This is a genomic window from Kineosporia sp. R_H_3, assembly GCF_002198675.1.
Taxonomy (GTDB): Bacteria; Actinomycetota; Actinomycetes; order Actinomycetales; family Kineosporiaceae; genus R-H-3.
This window is the reverse complement of record NZ_MWLL01000093.1, coordinates 1-18,114: the sequence shown is the minus strand read 5'-3', so window position 1 is coordinate 18,114 and position 18,114 is coordinate 1. Positions and strand designations below refer to the sequence as shown.

Sequence of the window (18,114 nt, the reverse complement as noted above, 5' to 3'; positions counted from 1 at the left end):
CGCCCGCCTCACGGTCACCTCACGAGCGCCGGGGGCTCGCGAGACCGGGTGCGCCCGGGCCGGCCCCGGGGGTGCGGGTCGGCCCGCCGGTGCCGCACGACGGCTAGCAGCCTTCGCCGGTTGCGCCGTCCGGGTGACGAGGGGCTCCCGTCACCCGGACAGCGCATGGCACCGGGACGGGACCACCGCCACCATCACCCGCACGCGCGTCAAGGGCGAACTCCAGGACGTCGATGTCACGAGCATGGTCGACGGGGTCGGGGAGGTCCCGCGCGCACGCGCGCGGCAGGCCTCGCGCGCGCGCCACCGCGGCGCCCCCGACCGCAGCGCCCGCACCACCGCGACGAGGGCCGGCCTCGGTGCGCTCGCGGTGGTGGCCTCGGCGCTCGTCCTCGGGGTGATCGGCGCGGTGTTCTCCGCGACGACCTCGGGACCGCCCGCGGTGTACTCGGCCGGCCAGCTCACCGGGTACGTGCCCACCGCGGTCACCGCGTCCCGCACGGCCGCGACCACGTGCCTCGTCTCCTGGACGCCGGCCTCCGGGCTGCCGTCCGGGCTCACCTACGACGTCACCGACGGCGCGGGCGGCACCGTCGCGACGAACGTGTCCGGGACGAGCGTGTCGGTGACCGTCCCGGCGGCCGCCGTGACGCCGACGGTGAAGGCCCGCCTCGGGAACTGGGTGTCGACGAACGCGACGGCCGCGACCACCGCCTGCACGGGCTACCCGGACGCCCCGACCGGCGTCACCGCGACCCCGTCCGACGCCCAGGTGGCGGTCTCCTGGACCGCTCCCGCCGCGAACGGCGGCACCCTCGCGTCGTACACGGTGACCGGGACGCCGTCCGACGGCACGCTCGGGACCGCGACGTGCACCGCGACCGCACCGACGACGTCCTGCACCCTCACCGGCCTGACGAACGGCGGGACCTACGCGGTCACGGTCACCGCGACGTCGAACGTCGGCACCGGCCCGGCCTCGACCGCCGTCACCGCGATCCCCTACCCGGCGACGATCATGTCCGGGTCGAACCTCACGCTGTGGCTGGACGGTGCGGACGCCGCGACGATGTTCGCGTCGAACGCGTGCACCGGCGCGACCGCGACGACGACCGTGGGCTGCTGGAAGGACAAGTCGAGCACCGCCAACGACGCGACGCAGGCCACCGCCGGCAGCCGCCCGGCGCTCGCCACGGTCACCGGACGGTCGGTCCCGTCCTTCGACGGCACCACCAGCCATCTCTCGCTCTCACCGGCGCTGCTGCCGACCGGCACCACCACGGGGACCACGCTCGCGGTCGCCACCCTGACCGACCCCTCGCCGTCGGCCTTCGGCGTGAGATCGGTCTTCAACTACGGGACGCTCAGCGGCGGCGCCGCGCGCCAGGTGCAGAAGGAGTCCTTCGGCAGCGGGATGGTGGCGTCCGTCGGGACCGCCGCGGTCCAGGGCTCCTGGTCGACGGCACCCGGGGTCGTCGCCGCGGAGTTCACCTCCACCACCGAGACGGTGTGGGCGTCGGGCACGGACCCCGGCGTCACCGTGACCGGGCTGACGAACAGCACGGGGACGACGTACGCGACCGTCGGGGCGTCCGGCACGCCGAGCCAGTTCTGGCAGGGCCAGATCCCGGAGATCATCGCGTTCTCGGGCAGCCTCACGGGGACGCAGCGGCGGACGGTGCAGGAGTACCTCGCCCGCAAGTGGGGCACCGCGCTCACCCCCGGTGCCCCGACGGGCGTCACGGCGACCGCGTCGACGACCACGAACGGCGCCGCCGCCGTCGCGTGGACCGCACCCGCCTGGAACGGCGGCTCGGCGATCACCTCGTACACGGTCGCCGCCACCCCGGCGGACGGCACGCTGGCCACGGTGACGCTCTCGTGCGCGTCGTCCCCGTGCACGCTCACCGGGCTCACCGACGGCGCGACCTACGCGGTGACCGTCGCCGCGAACAACGCGGTCGGCGCCGGGCCGGCCTCGTCGCCGTCCGTCTCGCTCGTCACCTATCCGGCGACGATCATGAGCGCCGGCGCGCTCAAGGTCTGGTTCGACGGCGCGGACGCCGCGACGATGTTCGCCTCGAGCACGTGCGCCGGCGCAGCCCCCACGACGTCGATCGGGTGCTGGGTCGACAAGTCGGCCGACAGGCACGACGCCACGGGGGCCGGCACGTCGCTGCGGCCCGCGCCGACGACGGTCAACGGCCGGTCGGTGCCCGGGTTCGACGGCACGGACGACTACCTCGGCATCGGCAACCTCTCGACGCTGCCGGCCGGCACGTCGTCGACGACGACGTTCCTCGCGGCGACGCTGACCGACCCGGCGCCCGCGAGCAGCTCGTACCGGACGGCGCTGTTCTGGGGGACGCTGACGACGGGGCAGGGTCGCCAGTTCTACAAGGGCAACGGCACGGCGGCGGCCGCCGTCGACGGCCTCAGCACCGGCGTCACCTGGCCCGGGACCTGGACGTCGTCCGTCGGGATTCTTGCCGGACAGCACACGTCGACGCAGGTGTCCGGCTGGATGAACGGCGCCACCGGGACCACGTCGGCGGCGACCTCTCTCAGCACCGGGACGACGCTGGCGAACGTCGGTCGCCAGTCGGTGACGAACGGCTACTACTGGCAGGGCGCCGTCCCCGAGGTCGTCGTCGTCGGCGGCACGCTCACGGCGACCCAGCGCCGCACCGTCGAGGAGTACCTCGCCCGCAAGTGGGGCGGGACGCTCACCCCGCAGGCCCCGACCGGGGTGACCGCGACCGCGTCGTCGACGGCCGACGGCACCGCGAGCGTCGCGTGGACCGCGCCCGCCTGGAACGGCGGTGCATCCGTGTCGTCGTACACGGTCACCGCGACGCCGTCGGACGGGACGCTCGCGACCGTGACGACGTCGTGCGCGTCGTCGCCGTGCACGGTCTCCGGGCTGACGAACGGTGCCACGTACTCCGTCACCGTCGCCGCGGTGAACAGCGTGGGCACCGGCCCGGCGTCGTCGGCCGCGACCGTGACGCCGTACCCGGCGACGGTGCTGTCCGGCTCGGCGGTCAGGCTCTGGCTGGACGGCGCGGACCCCGCCACGCTGCTCGCGTCGTCCACCTGCACCGGCGCGACCGCGACGACCACCGTCGGCTGCTGGGAGGACAGGTCGGCGAGCGGCAACCACGTCACCCAGGCGACGGCCGGGTACCGGCCCGCGCTGACGACCGTCAACGGCCGGTCCGTCCCCGCGTTCGACGGCACCGACGACTACCTCGCCGGCAACGTCGCCCTGGTGCCGACGGGTACCGCCTCCAGCACGGTCGCCGCCGCGGCCGCGGTCAACCCGGCCACCGCGATGAACGGCATCGCGCTCCTGTCCTGGGGCGGCACGACGAGCGGCAGCCAGCGCAGGCTGACGAGCTGGTCGGCGACGGGCGTCGACGCGTACTACACGCCGCAGGCGTTCGCGACCGCCTGGCCCGCCGCACAGGCGACCGGCGTCGCGGTCGCCGAGTTCGCCACCGGGACGTCGATGTCGGTGTGGGCCCAGGGCGACACCGGAGCGACCGGCAGCGGCGCCTACACGACGGGCACCGACCACCTGTGGATCGGCACCGGCGGTGCGACGACCCCTGCGGGTCGCTGGTACGGCAGCGGCTCCGAGATCCTCGTCCTCGACACGACCCTCACCGCGACCCAGCGTCGCGGCGTCGAGGAGTACCTCGCCCGCAAGTGGGCCTCCGTCATCACCCCGCAGGCACCCACCGCCGTCGGCGCCACCGGCGGCCAGAACGCCCAGGCGCCGGTCACCTGGACCGCCCCCGCGTGGAACGGCGGCGCCGCGGTCACCGGCTACACCGTGACCGCCTCGCCCGGCGGACAGACGTGCACCGCCACCGCACCGACGACGACGTGCACCGTCACCGGCCTGACGAACGGCACCGCGTACACGTTCACCGTGCGGGCCACGAACAGCGTCGGCGCCGGGCCGGCGTCGACCGCCTCGGCGGCGGTCACGCCGTACACCGTGCCCGGCGCCCCGACGTCCGTCGGCGCGGCCGCCGGTGACGTGTCGGCCGCCGTCTCCTGGAGCGCCCCCGTGAGCAACGGCGGCAACGCCATCACCTCGTACACCGCGACCGCCGTCCCGTCCGACGGCACGATGTCGACGCAGACGTGCACGGCGGCCTCGAGCCCGTGCACCGTGACCGGCCTGACGAACGGCATCACGTACACGGTGACCGTCACCGCGACGAACGCCGCGGGCACCGGTGCGGCGTCGTCGTCGACGACCGTCACGCCGTACCCCGCCGGGGTCATGACGCCGGCCGCGACGTCGCTGTGGCTCGACGGCGCCGACTCCTCGACGCTCTACAGCTCGACCGCCTGCACCGGTGCCGCGCCGTCCGGCGGCGGTGCGATCGGCTGCTGGAAGGACAAGTCCGCGCAGGCGAACAACGCGGTCCAGACGACGGCCGCGAACCAGCCGACCGTGAGCAGCCTCAACAGCCGCAACGCCCCGATGTTCGACGGCACGAACGACTACTACCCGCTGACGGTGGCCAAGCTGCCGACCGGGACGACGTCGTCCGCGGTCTACGCCGTCGCGGTGCAGGAGGACACCTCGCCCGGGTCGTCCGACTTCCGGCACCTCATCGGCTGGGGCGCCAACAGCACCGGGCAGGGCCGGGTCCTGGAGAAGGGGGCCTTCAACAGCAAGGTCTACCTCGAGACGTTCGCCACCTGGCCGTCGGCGACGGTGACGAAGAACTGGCCCGTCTCGACCGCCGTGCTCACCGACGGCGTCGTGACGTCGACGACCGTCACCTCGGCGATGAACGCCTCGCCGAACTACAGCTTCGCGGCGACGAACAACACCGGCACGTCGTCGGGTGCGGCGGTCGGCGCCACGGCCTGGAACACCAGCGGCGTCTGGAAGGGCCGGATCGCCGAGGTCGTCGTCCTCGCCTCGAGCCCCACCGCCGCCGAGAACCGGCAGGTGCAGGAGTACCTCGCGCGCAAGTGGGGCCTGACGATCGCCCCGGGTCTCGTCACCGGCGTCACCGCGACGGCGTCCACGACGACGGACGCCGCGGTGAACGTCGCGTGGACGGCGCCGACCTGGAACGGCGGGGCCTCGATCTCCTCGTACACGGTGACGGCGACGCCGTCCGACGGGACCCTGTCGACCGTCACGACGTCGTGCGCCTCGTCGCCGTGCACGGTGACCGGGCTGACGAACGGCGCCACGTACACGGTGACGGTCGCCCCGGTGAACAGCGCGGGCACCGGGGTCGCGACCGCAGCGGCGGCCACCGTCTACCCCTACCCGGCCGCCGTCATGACGACCGCCCGGCTCAGGGCGTGGCTCGACGGCGCGGACGCCGCGACGATGTACGCCTCGAACGCGTGCAGCGGCGCCGCCGCGACGACGACGGTCGGCTGCTGGGCGGACAAGTCCGGCCAGGCGAACAACGCGGTCCAGGCCACCGCCGCCTACCGGGCGACGCTGACGACGGTGAACGGCCGGTCGGTGCCGGGGTTCGACGGGGTCGACGACTACTACCCGCTGACCGTCTCGAAGCTGCCGACCGGGACGACGACCTCGACGATGCTCCTCACCGCCAAGCTGACCGGCACCGTCGCCTACCGGAACCTCATGTCGTGGGGTGCGCTCACGGGCGGCCAGGCCCGGGCGACGTACCTGAACACGGGGCCGGTCGTCTCCGACACCTACACCGCCGGCCCGACCGCCTCGACGTCCCCGACGAACGTCGCGACGAACCAGCAGTTCCAGATCGGCTCCGTCTTCACCTCGGCCTCGTCCTCGATCGCGCTCAACGGGGTCGCCGCGACGACCACCGCGGGCGCGGTCTCGACCGGCGCCACGTTCGCCGTCCTCGCCGGCGCGCCGGGGATGAGCTACTGGTGGCAGGGGCCGGTCCCGGAGGTCGTCATCTTCACCGGCAGCCTGACGACCGCCGAGCGGCGGCTCGTCGACGAGTACCTGGCCCGCAAGTGGGGCACCGTCATCACGCCGGGCATCCCGACCGGGGTGACGGTGACCGGGGCGGACGGCCAGGCGTCGGTCGCGTGGACCGCACCGTGGAACGGCGGGGCGGCGATCAGCGGCTCCACGGTGACGGCGACGCCGACCGACAGCAGCCTCGGGACGATCACGACGTCGTGCGCGTCGTCCCCGTGCACGGTGACCGGGATGACCAACGGCGCCACCTACGCCTTCACGGTCACGGCGACGAACTCGGTCGGGGTCGGGCCGGCGTCGACGGCCGTCAACGCGTCGGCCTACCCCGCGACGCTCTTCGCGTCGTCCGCGCTCAAGGTCTGGCTCGACGCGCAGTACGACGCGGCCCTGTCCGCCGCGACCGACTGCACGGGGTCGGGTGCCTCCACCGGCAGCCAGGTCGGCTGCTGGAAGGACCGCTCCGGCAACGGCTGGAACGCGCCGAAGGTGACGACGAGCGGCGCGACGCTCACCGCCGCAGCGATCAACAGCCGCACGGCGCTGCGCTTCACGAAGACGGACCCGGACGTCTACCAGGTCACCGCGAGCGGCATCGGTGCCGTGGGCAGCGCGAACCGCACGGTCTTCGCGGTGGCCGCGGCCCGGACGACGTACGGCACGGCGGGCACGAACAACGCCGGCGCCGTCGCGATGTTCAACGGCGGCTGGAACACGGGGATCTTCGCCAAGGCCTGGAGCGGCACGACGACGACCGTCGACGCCTACCAGAGCGACGCGTACGACACCGCCATCAACGGGATCTACGGCTCGGCGTCGGCGACGACCTCGCCCGTCATCGCGTCGTCGGTCTCGTCGTCGTCCGGCGGCACGCTGACGAACGGCCTGGCACTCAACGGGACCGGCACCCTGAACTCGATGTCGCGGGTCGCCTCGTGGCAGACCGTCGGCGACTCGTTCGTCGTCGGCGGCACCGACACCGTCGCCTCGAACGACTACGCGTACCCGCTCGACGGCGACGTCGGCGAGGTGCTCGTCTTCAACCGGGCGCTGTCGTCGTCCGAGCGGCGCACCGTCGAGGAGTACCTCGCGCGGCACTGGGGCCAGACGATCGCCCCCGCCGCGCCGGTGACACCCTCGGCGACGAGCGGCGGCATCACCTCGAGCACCGTCTCCTGGTCGGCGCCGACCTGGAACGGCGGCGCCGCGGTCACGTCGTACACCGCGACCGCGACGGCGTCCGGCCAGACCACCCGGACCTGCACGACGAGCGGGACCTCCTGCGGCCTCACGGGTCTCACCGACAACGTCACGTACACGGTCAGCGTCACCGCGACGAACACCGCCGGCACCGGTCCTGCCGCGACGACCACCGCCACCCCCTGACAGATCCGCTCTTGTCGACCGGATCCAGGCCTCGCGCCCTGGATCCGGTCGATGACTGCGGAGCGGCTCGACCCGTCCACAGGTCGGTGGTTCGTCACGTCGTCCACAGGGGACGACGCGTGGACCAGGTCGCGACGGGCGGCGCGGCAGGGTCGGGTCATGTCGTCCGAGAACCGGGCCCGCGTGGACGTGCCTCCGGCGGCCCACCGGCAGGCGGGAGCCTTCACCCGGCAGCAGGCCTTCGAGGCCGGGTGGTCGGCGGACCGGGTCTCACGCCGGGTGCGGACCGGGGCCTGGGTCCGGGTCGCAGGGAAGGCACTGACCGGGGGCGAGGTCACGGCGGCGACCTTGGTGTGGGCCGTTCACCTCACGTGGCCGGACGCCGTCGCCAGCCACTCCACCGCGGCGGCGCTGCACCGCCTTCCGGTTCCGGTCGACGCCGTCGCGCACGCCGTGACGCCTCGACGGATGAAGACCCTCAGCGACCTGAGGCCGCACCGTATCGTCCTCGCCGACCACGAGACGACGAGGCTCGGTCGGGGCGGGCCCCGTCTGACGACGCCGGCCCGGACCGTCCTCGACTGCCTGCGCACGCTGCCCGTCGACGAGGGCGAACGGCTGCTCGCGGGGGCTGGACCCGGGATCCGGTCGACAACTGCGGATCGGTCAGTTCTTGCCCAGGAGGTCGTGGACGAGCTGGAGGGACTCGGACAGGCTCTCCAGGTACGCGCGGGAGACGTCGAACGGGACCAGGCCCGCCTGCGTCACCGCGTCGGCGTCGTCCCGCTCGTGCGCGAGGACGGCGAGCAGCGCGCGGCCCGCGGAGCCCTCGCCGTCGACGAGCGCGTGCCGGGCCTCGGGGCCCACGCCGGAGCCGTCGGCGATCGCGGAGAGCTCGGCGCCGAGCAGGTCGGCGCAGCCGGAGAGCAGGCCGACGGTGAAGGCCATGTCGCTGGAGTCGACCGCGAGCCGCTGGCACGCGTGGGCCCGGGCGAGCACGCTCCACAGGTCGTCGCTCGTGTTCTTCGTCGTGCCGCCCTCGAGCAGCGTGAGCACGACCCACGAGCGCAGCCGCCGCGGGCCGATGAGCACGAGCGCCTGGCGCAGCGAGGTGACGTCCGCCTGGGCGCCGGCGCCCGCCGAGTTCGCGGTGCGCAGCAGGCGCAGCGTGAGGCCGGGGTCCGTGCCGACGAGCTGCTCGATGCGCTGCACCGAGACCTCGGGGTCGGCGAGGTCGTTGAGCAGCCGGACGCAGATGAGCTGGCTCGGCGACAGCGTGCGCTGCTCGAGCACCGACGGCTTGGCGAGGTAGCGCCCCTGGAACAGGTCGAAGCCGAGGTCGACCGCGCGCTGGAACGTCTCGGCGTCCTCGATGTCGATCGCGACGAGCGTCGCGCCGACCTGGCGGCACTGGGCGACGAGACCCGGCAGGACGAGCGTCGGCAGCGCGTTCACCGACAGCTTGACGAAGTCGGCGATCTCCAGGAGGGCGCTGCGGCTCACCTCGCCGCGGTAGTCGGCCACGGCGAGCCGGTACCCGGACTGGCGCAGCTGGTTCAGCCCGAGGAGCAGCTCGTGGTCGGCGTCGACGAGCTCGCCGACCTCGATGATGACGTTCTCCGGCTCGACGGGCACCGGGATGACCCCGGTGAGGAACGCCCGGGTGAAGTTGATGAAGACGGGGCGCCCGTCGGAGATCACGTCCAGACCGAAGGTGCCGAACGTCGAGGCGATGACCTGGCTCGTCGCCTGCTCGCTCGCCACCTCGGCGCCGTTGGCGTCGGACTGGTTGCGGAACAGCAGCTCGTAGGAGACGAGCTGGCGCTGCGCGTCGTAGATGGCCTGCCGGCCGACCCGGACGTAACGCACCATGCCCGCACGACCGCCATGGACCTCCTGGTCGTCGGAGGGCGGCCCGACGGGGTTCCCGTCGGTGTCGAGGGAGTGCGCGGTCATGGGGTTCCTCCTGGGCGAACGGCTCAGCGGACGACGAGCGACAGGTGCCCGTCGCCGTAACCGGCGATCGTGAAGGCGATGTCCATCCGCGAGCCGAGCGTCGCCGCGAGCTGCGCGATGTCGGACGGGACGGCCTCGCCGGGGCCGTACATCTGGTAGAGCTTCACGTGCGGGGCGTCCGGCACGTTGAACACGGCCGACAGCACGTTGAGGACCTCGTAGCAGTTCTCCTTGATGGGGCTGTACAGGTCCTTGGTGTCGATCGCGTCGTCCACGCCGCCCTTCGGCAGCATGCCGAGCGAGCCGCCGAGGCGGGCGGCGCCCTCGAGCGTGACGACGGCGATGGCCGACGTCGCGAGCTTGTCGGTGACGAAGACCGCGATGGTGTTCGTCGGCTTCGGCGGGATCGGGTCGCCGTCCCGGAAGTCGATGTCGCGGCCGGTGAGGCCCTCGAGAAGGCTGCGGACGGCGTGCCGGCTCGGGAGCGGCGACTGCTCGGTGACGATGCTCACGGGAGCTCCAGAAGGTCGGTCGGACGACGTCGGGACGTCCGGTCGGGTGTTCGGGCGGGCGGTGCGGTGCGTCAGGCGACGACGGGCGCGAGGATGTCCCCGAACGCGTCGGACGTGAACGGCTTGGCGATGAGGCCCATCGCGCCGGCCTGCGAGGCCTGCTCGCGCATCTCGTCCGAGCCCTCGGACGTCACGAAGCAGAACGGGACCTCGGACCCGCTGCTGCGCAACGCCTTGAGCAGCTCGATGCCCGTCATCTCGGGCATGTTCCAGTCCGAGAGCACGAGGTCCACGTTCTGCGCGCGGGCGATCTCGTAGGCCTGCTTGCCGTCCTCGGCCTCGATGATGTCGTGACCCCCGAGGCCGGCCTGCCGGAGCGTGCGGACGACGATCATCCGCATCGCCTTGCTGTCGTCAGCTACCAAGATCTTCATGCCGGTGTCTCCACTACCTCTTCGCTTGCCGATCCGGGCCAGGTGAGGCCCTCGATGTCGCCGGCCAGGTGGACGGTGAGCTCCACCACCTGACCGAGCACAGCCGCACGAACCGTGACGCCGTCGACGTCGGGTGCCGAGGCGTCGTCCGTCATCTCCGCCAGTGGCAGGGAGAGCCGGCACGAGTGACGCAGGAGGGACTTGACGTTCCCGCCGGCGATGTTGCCGAGCTCGCCGACCGCGTCGAGCAGGTCGTCCGGGCCCGGGTCCGCGGTGAGCAGCATCCGGCTGGCGAGGACGCGCGCGACGATGGCGCTCGTGCGGACCTCGACCATCGTGTAGCTGTCGTCCACCTCGTCGTGGATGGCCAGCCGCGAGGAGACGATCGGCCCGGGCGGCAGGGCGTCGTCCCAGACCGGCATGGCCTCCTCGCTGAAGACCGAGCCGAGCACCTCGATGAGAAGTGCTTCGAGGTCCTCGCGGGCCTCCTCGAACTCGTCGATGGCGCTCATGCCTTACCTCCTGTGTGCCGGAAGACGACGGCCTTCCCCAGCTCCATCCGCTGGAAGGCGTCGTCGAGGTTGAGGGTGCTCTCCGCGCCACCGAGGACGAGGAACCCGCCCGGTCGCAGGACGCGCCGCACGTGCGTGAGCACGGTGCGCTTGGTGTCCAGGTCGAAGTAGATGAGGACGTTGCGCAGGAAGACGATGTCGCACGTCGGGACCCCGACCGCCGGCGTCGCGAGGTTGCCCCGCTCGAACCGGCACAGGTCGCGCAGCGGCTGCTTGAGGATCCAGTCGCGGCCCTGCTGCTCGAAGTACTTGACGAGGTACGGCGCCCGCAGCCCGCGGTTGACCTCGAGCTGGCTGAACTTCGCCGCCCTGGCCCGCTCGACCATCTTCGGCGAGATGTCGGTGCCGATGATCTTCGCGGTGTACCCGGGGTGCAGCGGCAGCCAGTCGAGCAGGAGCATCGCGAGCGAGTACGCCTCCTGCCCGCTCGAGCACGCCGCCGACCAGATGTTGATCTGCCGGGTCGTCGAGGACTTCGCGACGTCCGGGAGGAGGTGGTTGGAGAACGCGTCGAACGGGTGCGCGTCCCGGAACCACGACGTCTCGTTCGTCGTGAGGGCGTCGACGACCGCGTCGGTGAGCGCCGCGTCACCGCGGCGCAGCCGTGCGACGAGCCCCGCGACGTCCGTCTCGCCGATCTGCCGCGCGATGGGCGCGAGCCGGCTCTCGACGAGGTACTCCTTGCCCGGCTGCAGGTCGATCGAGCTCCGCTGCCGGATCATCGTCGTGACGTAGGTGAAGTCTGCTGCGCCGAGGCTCATGATCCGACTCCCACGGGTGCCGGGCCGCGGCTCAGGGCCGTGGCGATGTCGGGGCCGATGCGTTGCAGCGGCAGGATCTTGTCGGCCTGGCCGGCCGTGGCGACGGCGCCGGGCATCCCCCAGACGACGCTCGTCGCCTCGTCCTGGGCGTACACCTCGCCGCCGCCGGCCCGGATGACGCCCGCACCCTTCTCGCCGTCGCGGCCCATGCCGGTGAGCACGCACGCGAGCACGCGGTCGCCGTAGACGGCCGCGACGGAGCGGAAGAGCACGTCGACGGCGGGGCGGCAGAAGTTCTCCGGCGGGTCCTCGGTGAGGTGCCCGACGACGCTCGTGCCGCTGCGCTTGATGACGAGGTGCTTGCCGCCCGGCGCGATGACGATCTTGCCGGGGACGATGAGCTCGCCCTCGGACGCCTCGACGACCGTGAGCTTGCACGTGACGTCGAGGCGCTGCGCGAGCAGCCGCGTGAACAGCGGCGGCATGTGCTGGACGACGACGACGGGCACCGGCAGCGAGGCCGGCAGCAGCGGGAGCACCTGGGCCAGCGCGTCGGGTCCGCCGGTCGACGAGCCGATCGCGAGGACGCCGAAGGGCCCGGTGCGCGGACGGCGCTGCGCCGGCGGGACCGCGGCCCGCACGGGGGCGGGCGGCTTCGCGCCGGCCGGCCCGGCCGCGGCACGCCGCGTCCCGGTGAGCGCCTTGAGCTTCGGGATGAGCTGCTCGCGGATGTTCTTCTGGCTCTCCGCGAAGTTGCCCACGTTCGACGGCTTCGTCACGTAGTCGCTCGCGCCGGCGGCGAGGGCGTCCAGGGTGGCGGACGCGCCGCGCTCGGTGAGCGTCGAGAACATGACGATCGGCAGCCGCGACTGCGAGCGCCGGATGGCGCGGACGGCGTCGATGCCGTTCATGACGGGCATCTCGATGTCCATCGTCACGGCGTCCGGCTTGAGCGCCTCGACCTTCGCCACGGCCTCCTGGCCGTTGTTCGCGATGCCCACGATCTCGATCGTGGGATCAGCACCCAGGGCCTCGGTGACGATCTTGCGGATGACCGCGGAGTCGTCGACGACGAGCACCCGGATGCGCCCGGGTGTCGGGGTCATGCGGCCACCAGCCCCAGCAATGCGAGCTTCTCGGCGATGACCTCGTCCGTGAACGGCTTGATCACGTACTCGTGGGCGCCGGCCGCGAGCGCGCGGACGATCTGGTTCTGCTCGCTCTCGGTGGTGACCATCATGAGCGAGATGTCGCGCAGGTCCTCGCGGGCGCGGACGTTCTTGATGAACGTCAGGCCGTCCATGACCGGCATGTTCCAGTCGACCAGGATGACGTCGGGGCGCGCACCGGCGTCGAGCACCGTCAGTGCCTCGGCGCCGTCCCCCGCCTGTGCGACGTCGAAGCCCAGGCCGGTGAGCAGTCGGGTGAGGATCGACCGCATGGCCCGAGAGTCGTCGACGACGAGTGCCAGCATCGCAAGCTCCTTGGGTGGTGACGTCCGGTGCAGTGTCTTTGTCGGCACGACCGGTCGGATTCTGGAATCGCTTGGGTGAAGTACGTGCTGCGGTGTTCGGGTGGGGCGTGTCCGGGCGCGTGCGTGGTCAGACCCGGTAGCGGGAGACGAGCTCCCGCAGGTCCCCGGAGAGCTGCGCGAGCTCGGCGGCGGCGCGCTGCGCCTCGACGATGCCCGTGCTCGAGGACTGCGCCGCGGTCGCGACGTACTCGATGTTCCCGGCGATCCCGCCGGCCCCCGACGCCGCGTCCTGCACGTTGCGGCTCATCTCCGAGGTCGTGGCGGTCTGCTCCTCGACCGCCGACGCGATGGTCGTCTGGTACGAGTTGACCTCCTCGATGATCTCGGCGATCCGGGCGATGGCCGCGACCGCGGCCTCGCTGTCGGTCTGGATCGCCTCGATGCGCCGGGAGATGTCCTCCGTGGCACGCGCGGTCTCCTGGGCGAGGTCCTTGACCTCGCTCGCGACGACCGCGAAGCCCTTGCCGGCCTCGCCGGCCCGGGCGGCCTCGATCGTCGCGTTGAGCGCGAGCAGGTTCGTCTGCTCGGCGATCGAGGTGATGACCTTGACGACGTCGCCGATCTCCCGGCTCGAGTCGCCGAGCTTGGAGACGGTGCCGGTGGCGGTCTGGGCCTCCTCGGCCGCGGCCTGCGCGACCCGGACGGCCTCGGTGGACGACTGCGAGATCTCCCGGATGCTCGCCGACATCTGCTCGGTCGCAGCGGCGACCGTCTGGACGTTGCGCGAGACCTCCTCGGCCGCGGCCGCCGCGGTCCCCGACTGCACGGAGGTCTCCTCGGCGCTCGCGGCGACCTGCGCCGAGACGACGCTGAGCTCCTCGGCGCTGCCGGCGAGCGTCGCGGACGACGACACGATCGTCGTCATCGACTCGCGTAGCGCGGCCTGGGCGACGGTCAGGGACACCGCCATCCGGCCGACCTCGTCCCGGGAGTCGACGTCGACGGGGACCGTGAGGTCGCCGTCCGCGAGACCGTCGATCGCGAGCTTGAGCCGCGCCACCGGCCGCGCGACCGCACCGGCGATCCACCAGCCGAAGGCGACGAGCAGGAGCGCGCCGAGGACGGCGACGACGAGCAGGGTCGTACGGGCGCGCCCCGCGACCGACGTGGCGTCGGCGACCCCGGCCGCCAGGTCCGTGCGCTTCTCGGCCTTCAGGTCGTCGAGCGAGGTCGCGACGGCGTCCGCGAGGTCGCCGTACTCCCCGACCGCCAGGGCGGCGACGGCCTGCGACTCCTCCGGGCTGAGGTCGTCACGCTTGGCCTGGGCCTCGAGCCTGTCGTGGAAGTAGGAACGCTGGGCGTCCCAGCCCTTGTCGACCGCCGCGAGCGCGGCCTTGTCACGCTCGTCCGTCGCCACCGCGGCGAGCGCGGCCACCCCCTCGTCGACCTTCTTCTCGGTCTCGTCGAGCTTCGCGAGGGTCGCGGCCGACTTCTGCGGGGTGTCCGCGAGGATGAGCTGGAGGGTCAGCCGGCGGTAGACCGCGAGCTGGCCCCGGGTGTCGGAGGCCTGGAGCGCCGCCGCGACGTCGCCGCCCACCAGCGACTCCATGTGCGCCGTCTCGGTGCTCAGCGAGGCGACCGCGACGCCGACGCACGTCGTCGTCACGACGACGGAGACACCGACGAGCGCGAGCACCTTGGAGCGCAGGCGCAGGTCGGCGAAGCGCGGGCGACGGCGCGGCGCCGGGGCGGGGGCGGCCGGGTACGGCACGGACATGCGAGGGGTCTCCAGAGCTGGTCGGCTCCGACGGAGCCGGGCGGGCGTCGCACGGTCCCCCCGGACCGTGCGATCGGATGCGGTGCGGGTCAGGCCGCGCGGGCGTCCTCGGCGAGTGCGAGCACCCGCTGGGCGTTGAGCGCGAGCAGGAGCCGGTCGGGGAGCGTGTAGGCGCCCAGGAGCATCTCCCGGACCCGCTCGTCGACCGTGCTCGGCGTCTGCTCGAACGGCACCTGCGAGACCTCCAGGACGCCGCCGATCTCGTCGACCAGCAGGCTGACCGGCTCGTCGTCGACCCGGATGACCACGTTGACCGGGTCCCGCTCGGACGTCGAGCGGGTCATGCCCATCCGCACCCGCAGGTCGATCGCGGTGAGCACCTCGCCCCGCAGGTTGATGAGCCCGGCGATCGCCGGCGCCGCGAGCGGCACCGGGGTGATCGACTGCAGCCGGACGACCTCCTGGACGAGCGACACGTCGACGCCGAACAGGTACTTGCCGACGACGAACGTCGAGAGCTGGCTCATGCCAGGGCCTCCTCGTAGGCGGTGTCCGCGGACGCCGCGACGGTGTAGAAGTTCGGGTCCGCGGCGAGGACGGCGCTCTCGACGTCGAGGAGCTCGACGACCTTGTCCCCGATGACGACCGAGCCCACGAGGGCGTGGTCGTCGATGTCGCTGCGGGTCCCGATCCGCTCCGAGGCGATGTCGAGGATGCGTTCCACGACGAAGCCGACGGACCGCTCGCCCCGGGTGTAGACGACGAGCTGGACGCCCTCGCCACCACCCTCGCTGCCGTAGGCACCGAGCAGGGTCGACAGCCGCACCAGGGGCATGATGTGCCCGCGGTACTGCACGACCTCCCGGCCGCCCACGTGCTCGATGGACGCCGACGGGATCTCCTCCAGCCGGGTGACCATCTCCAGCGGGATCGCTGCCCGCCGGTCGCCGGCGACCTCGACCACGAGGACCGGGTCCAGGACCTCCGCCTCGTCGGCGGTGTCGGCCGCCGCCAGGCCCGCCGAGTTGTTCAGCACGTTCGACCGCCTCGCCAGGGTCGCGGCGTCCAGGATCAGCACCACCGACCCGTCGCCGAGGATCGTCGCGCCGGCGTACACCGGGATGCCCTTGAGGTGGCGTCCCAGCGGCTTGACGACGATCTCCTGGGTGTCGAGGACGTCGTCCACGACGAGCCCGAAGCGCTGCTGCTCCGCGTGCAGGACGACGATGAACCCGCCGCGAGACTCGTCGGCGACGACGCCGTCGGCGTCCGCCGCACCCATCGGCACCAGCCCGAGCTGCTCGTCCAGGCGGACGAGCGGCAGGAGCATGTCCCGCAGCCGGTAGACCGGGGCGCCCGAGATGAGCTCGATACCGCCCCGGGCGTGCTCGCCGTTGAGACGCACGAGCTCGAGCACGCTGACCTGCGGCACCGCGTAGCGGCGCTGCGCGCAGCCGATCGTCAGCGCCGGGATGATCGCCAGCGTCAACGGGATCGTGAGCCGGAACGTCGAACCCTGACCGATCTTGCTCGACACGTCGACGGAGCCGCCGATGCCCTCGATCCGGGTCTTCACGACGTCCATCCCGACCCCGCGGCCGGACACGTTCGTCACCGCGGCCATCGTCGAGAAGCCCGGCAGGAAGATCATGTGCATGATCTCCCGGCTGGTCATCGTCGCCAGCTGCGCCTGCGAGATGAGGCCCCGCTCGAGCGCCTTGGCGGCGATCCGCTGCGGGTCGATGCCCGCACCGTCGTCGATGATCTCCAGGTGGACCTGGCCGGCCTCGTGGTACGCCCGCAGCCGGAGCACGCCCTCGACGGGCTTGCCGGCGGCCTTGCGGACCTCCGGCGGCTCGATGCCGTGGTCGACCGCGTTGCGGACCAGGTGGGTCAGCGGGTCCTTGATGGCCTCGAGGACCGAGCGGTCGAGCTCGGTCTCGCGGCCGTCCATCTCGAGCCGCACCAGGCGCCCGCACGTCTTCGCGAGGTCCCGGACGACGCGCGGCATCTTCGACCAGACCGAGTCGACCGGCTGCATGCGGGTCTTCATGACCTGCTCCTGCAGCTCGCTCGTCACCAGGCTGAGCCGCTGCGCCGACCGTGCGAGGGACGAGTCCTTGGAGGCGTCCTTCGCGTCGTCGAGCCGCGACACGAGCTGGTTGCGGGCGAGCACGAGCTCGCCCACGAGGCGCATGAGGGAGTCGAGGAGCTCGACGTCGACACGCACCGAGCTGTCGACGACCGAGCGGTGACCGCTCTGCGCCTCCAGGGCGTGCTCGACCGCGGCCGGCGTGACCGCGCCGTGGTCGACGAGGATCGAGCCGAGGGGACGGTTGTCCCCGAGACCCTGCTCCATGCGCGCGACCGTGACGGCGTCCTGCGTCGCGGCGCCCGCCGTGACGAGCACCTCGCCGATGGGCGGCGTGCCCTGGGCGGGGACGGCGGCCGGTGCGGCCGGCGTCTTCGCCTTCGTGGCCGTGGCGACGGACGACGTGCTGCCGCCGCCCGCGGCCGCCGTCGCCTGTGCGGCGGGGGCGTCCGCGACCGCGGCGTCGGTGTGCTCGCCGGCCTCGTCGTCCGCGTGCTCCGCGGCGGCGTGGTCGTCGTGCTCGTCGTCCGCGTGCGCCTCGTCGGCCTGCTCGCCCTCCGCCGCGTCGGCGTCGGACGCCGCGACAGGCTCGGCCTGCGCGGTCACCTCGGCGTCCGCGGCCGGTTCGGCGGCCTGCTCGGCCTGCTCCGCGGGTTCCTCGGCCGCCGGGGCCGGTGCGGCCACGGGGGCGGCACCGTCCTCGAGCAGCGCCGAGAGCGTCGCGATGAGCTCGCTGTGGTCGGCGTCGCCCTCGGCGCCCGTGGCCTCGATGGCCGCGAGCAGACCGCGGACGGCGTCCACCATCTTGAGCAGGGACGTGGCCCGGTCGTCGTTGAGCTCGATCCGGCCGTCCCGCAGGCGGCTCAGCAGGTTCTCGCCGACGTGGGTCAGCTTCTCCAGCTTGTGGAAAGCCAGGAACCCGCTCGTGCCCTTGATGGTGTGGATCGTGCGGAAGACGCTGGCCAGCAGCTCCCGCGATCCCGGGTTCTGCTCCAGCGCCAATAGGTCTCGGTCGAGCTGGTCGAGGTTCTCATGTGACTCGACCAAGAACTCGGCGACGATCTCGTCGATCGCATCCATCCGGTGCTCCTCCTCGCGGAATCGGACGAGGTATGCATCGGCGTGCGACCAGGCAACTTGAGGCCGGGCCCCCGGGTGATCGGGGCGTGATCAGGGGTGCGGTCGGGG

At 72.7% G+C, this 18,114-nt stretch carries 11 protein-coding genes; 1 reads left to right on the top strand and 10 read right to left on the bottom strand.

Annotated features, from left to right (window positions below):
• The first annotated feature begins 133 nt into the window (after positions 1–133).
• The gene (locus tag ECOMGDLI_RS08075; protein ID WP_158220937.1) at positions 134–7,348 is read left to right on the top strand and encodes a fibronectin type III domain-containing protein; all 7,215 of its coding nucleotides are present in this window, start codon (positions 134–136) and stop codon (positions 7,346–7,348) included.
• 666 nt (positions 7,349–8,014) lie between these two features.
• Here the strand turns inward: ECOMGDLI_RS08075 and ECOMGDLI_RS08070 are convergent.
• The 10 genes from ECOMGDLI_RS08070 to ECOMGDLI_RS08025 all read right to left on the bottom strand — a co-directional run bounded on the left by ECOMGDLI_RS08070 (position 8,015) and on the right by ECOMGDLI_RS08025 (position 18,006).
• The gene (locus ECOMGDLI_RS08070; RefSeq protein ID WP_088315887.1) at positions 8,015–9,304 is read right to left on the bottom strand and encodes an EAL and HDOD domain-containing protein; all 1,290 of its coding nucleotides are present in this window, start codon (positions 9,302–9,304) and stop codon (positions 8,015–8,017) included.
• A gap of 23 nt (positions 9,305–9,327) precedes the next feature.
• On the bottom strand, positions 9,328–9,816 hold the full coding sequence (locus tag ECOMGDLI_RS08065) for a hypothetical protein (RefSeq protein WP_088315885.1): 489 nt from the start codon (positions 9,814–9,816) through the stop codon (positions 9,328–9,330).
• Positions 9,817–9,887: 71 nt separating this feature from the next.
• A complete protein-coding gene (locus ECOMGDLI_RS08060) occupies positions 9,888–10,250 on the bottom strand; it encodes a response regulator (RefSeq protein WP_088290614.1) in 363 nt (120 codons plus the stop codon).
• Complete coding sequence (locus ECOMGDLI_RS08055) at positions 10,247–10,762, bottom strand: chemotaxis protein CheX (protein WP_088315883.1); 516 nt, start codon at positions 10,760–10,762, stop codon at positions 10,247–10,249. The genes ECOMGDLI_RS08060 and ECOMGDLI_RS08055 overlap by 4 nt, the downstream gene beginning before the upstream one ends.
• Positions 10,759–11,583, bottom strand: coding sequence for a protein-glutamate O-methyltransferase CheR (locus tag ECOMGDLI_RS08050; RefSeq protein WP_088315881.1), 825 nt, complete (start codon positions 11,581–11,583; stop codon positions 10,759–10,761). The genes ECOMGDLI_RS08055 and ECOMGDLI_RS08050 overlap by 4 nt, the downstream gene beginning before the upstream one ends.
• Positions 11,580–12,689 (bottom strand): chemotaxis response regulator protein-glutamate methylesterase, encoded by a 1,110-nt coding sequence (locus ECOMGDLI_RS08045; protein ID WP_088315879.1) that lies wholly within the window; start codon positions 12,687–12,689, stop codon positions 11,580–11,582. Before ECOMGDLI_RS08045 ends, ECOMGDLI_RS08050 begins: the two co-directional genes overlap by 4 nt.
• A complete protein-coding gene (locus ECOMGDLI_RS08040; protein WP_088290618.1) occupies positions 12,686–13,057 on the bottom strand; it encodes a response regulator in 372 nt (123 codons plus the stop codon). The genes ECOMGDLI_RS08045 and ECOMGDLI_RS08040 overlap by 4 nt, the downstream gene beginning before the upstream one ends.
• 127 nt (positions 13,058–13,184) lie before the next feature.
• Positions 13,185–14,834: a methyl-accepting chemotaxis protein gene (locus ECOMGDLI_RS08035; RefSeq protein WP_088315877.1), complete on the bottom strand. Its 1,650-nt coding sequence runs from the start codon at positions 14,832–14,834 to the stop codon at positions 13,185–13,187.
• A gap of 89 nt (positions 14,835–14,923) precedes the next feature.
• Positions 14,924–15,361 carry a chemotaxis protein CheW gene (locus ECOMGDLI_RS08030; RefSeq protein WP_088290620.1) on the bottom strand — a complete coding sequence of 146 codons (438 nt, stop codon included), beginning with the start codon at positions 15,359–15,361 and terminating at the stop codon, positions 14,924–14,926.
• On the bottom strand, positions 15,358–18,006 hold the full coding sequence (locus tag ECOMGDLI_RS08025; protein ID WP_088315875.1) for a chemotaxis protein CheW: 2,649 nt from the start codon (positions 18,004–18,006) through the stop codon (positions 15,358–15,360). The genes ECOMGDLI_RS08030 and ECOMGDLI_RS08025 overlap by 4 nt, the downstream gene beginning before the upstream one ends.
• Positions 18,007–18,114 lie beyond the last annotated feature (108 nt).

Bases quoted from the DNA above. Each gene is read 5' to 3' on its own strand.
- ECOMGDLI_RS08030 (WP_088290620.1), bottom strand. From the start codon at position 15,361: ATGAGCCAGCTCTCGACGTTCGTCGTCGGCAAGTACCTGTTCGGCGTC.
- ECOMGDLI_RS08060 (WP_088290614.1), bottom strand. From the start codon at position 10,250: ATGAAGATCTTGGTAGCTGACGACAGCAAGGCGATGCGGATGATCGTC.
- ECOMGDLI_RS08025 (WP_088315875.1), bottom strand. From the start codon at position 18,006: ATGGATGCGATCGACGAGATCGTCGCCGAGTTCTTGGTCGAGTCACAT.
- ECOMGDLI_RS08045 (WP_088315879.1), bottom strand. From the start codon at position 12,689: ATGACCCCGACACCCGGGCGCATCCGGGTGCTCGTCGTCGACGACTCC.
- ECOMGDLI_RS08055 (WP_088315883.1), bottom strand. From the start codon at position 10,762: ATGAGCGCCATCGACGAGTTCGAGGAGGCCCGCGAGGACCTCGAAGCA.
- ECOMGDLI_RS08070 (WP_088315887.1), bottom strand. From the start codon at position 9,304: ATGACCGCGCACTCCCTCGACACCGACGGGAACCCCGTCGGGCCGCCC.
- ECOMGDLI_RS08035 (WP_088315877.1), bottom strand. From the start codon at position 14,834: ATGTCCGTGCCGTACCCGGCCGCCCCCGCCCCGGCGCCGCGCCGTCGC.
- ECOMGDLI_RS08050 (WP_088315881.1), bottom strand. From the start codon at position 11,583: ATGAGCCTCGGCGCAGCAGACTTCACCTACGTCACGACGATGATCCGG.
- ECOMGDLI_RS08040 (WP_088290618.1), bottom strand. From the start codon at position 13,057: ATGCTGGCACTCGTCGTCGACGACTCTCGGGCCATGCGGTCGATCCTC.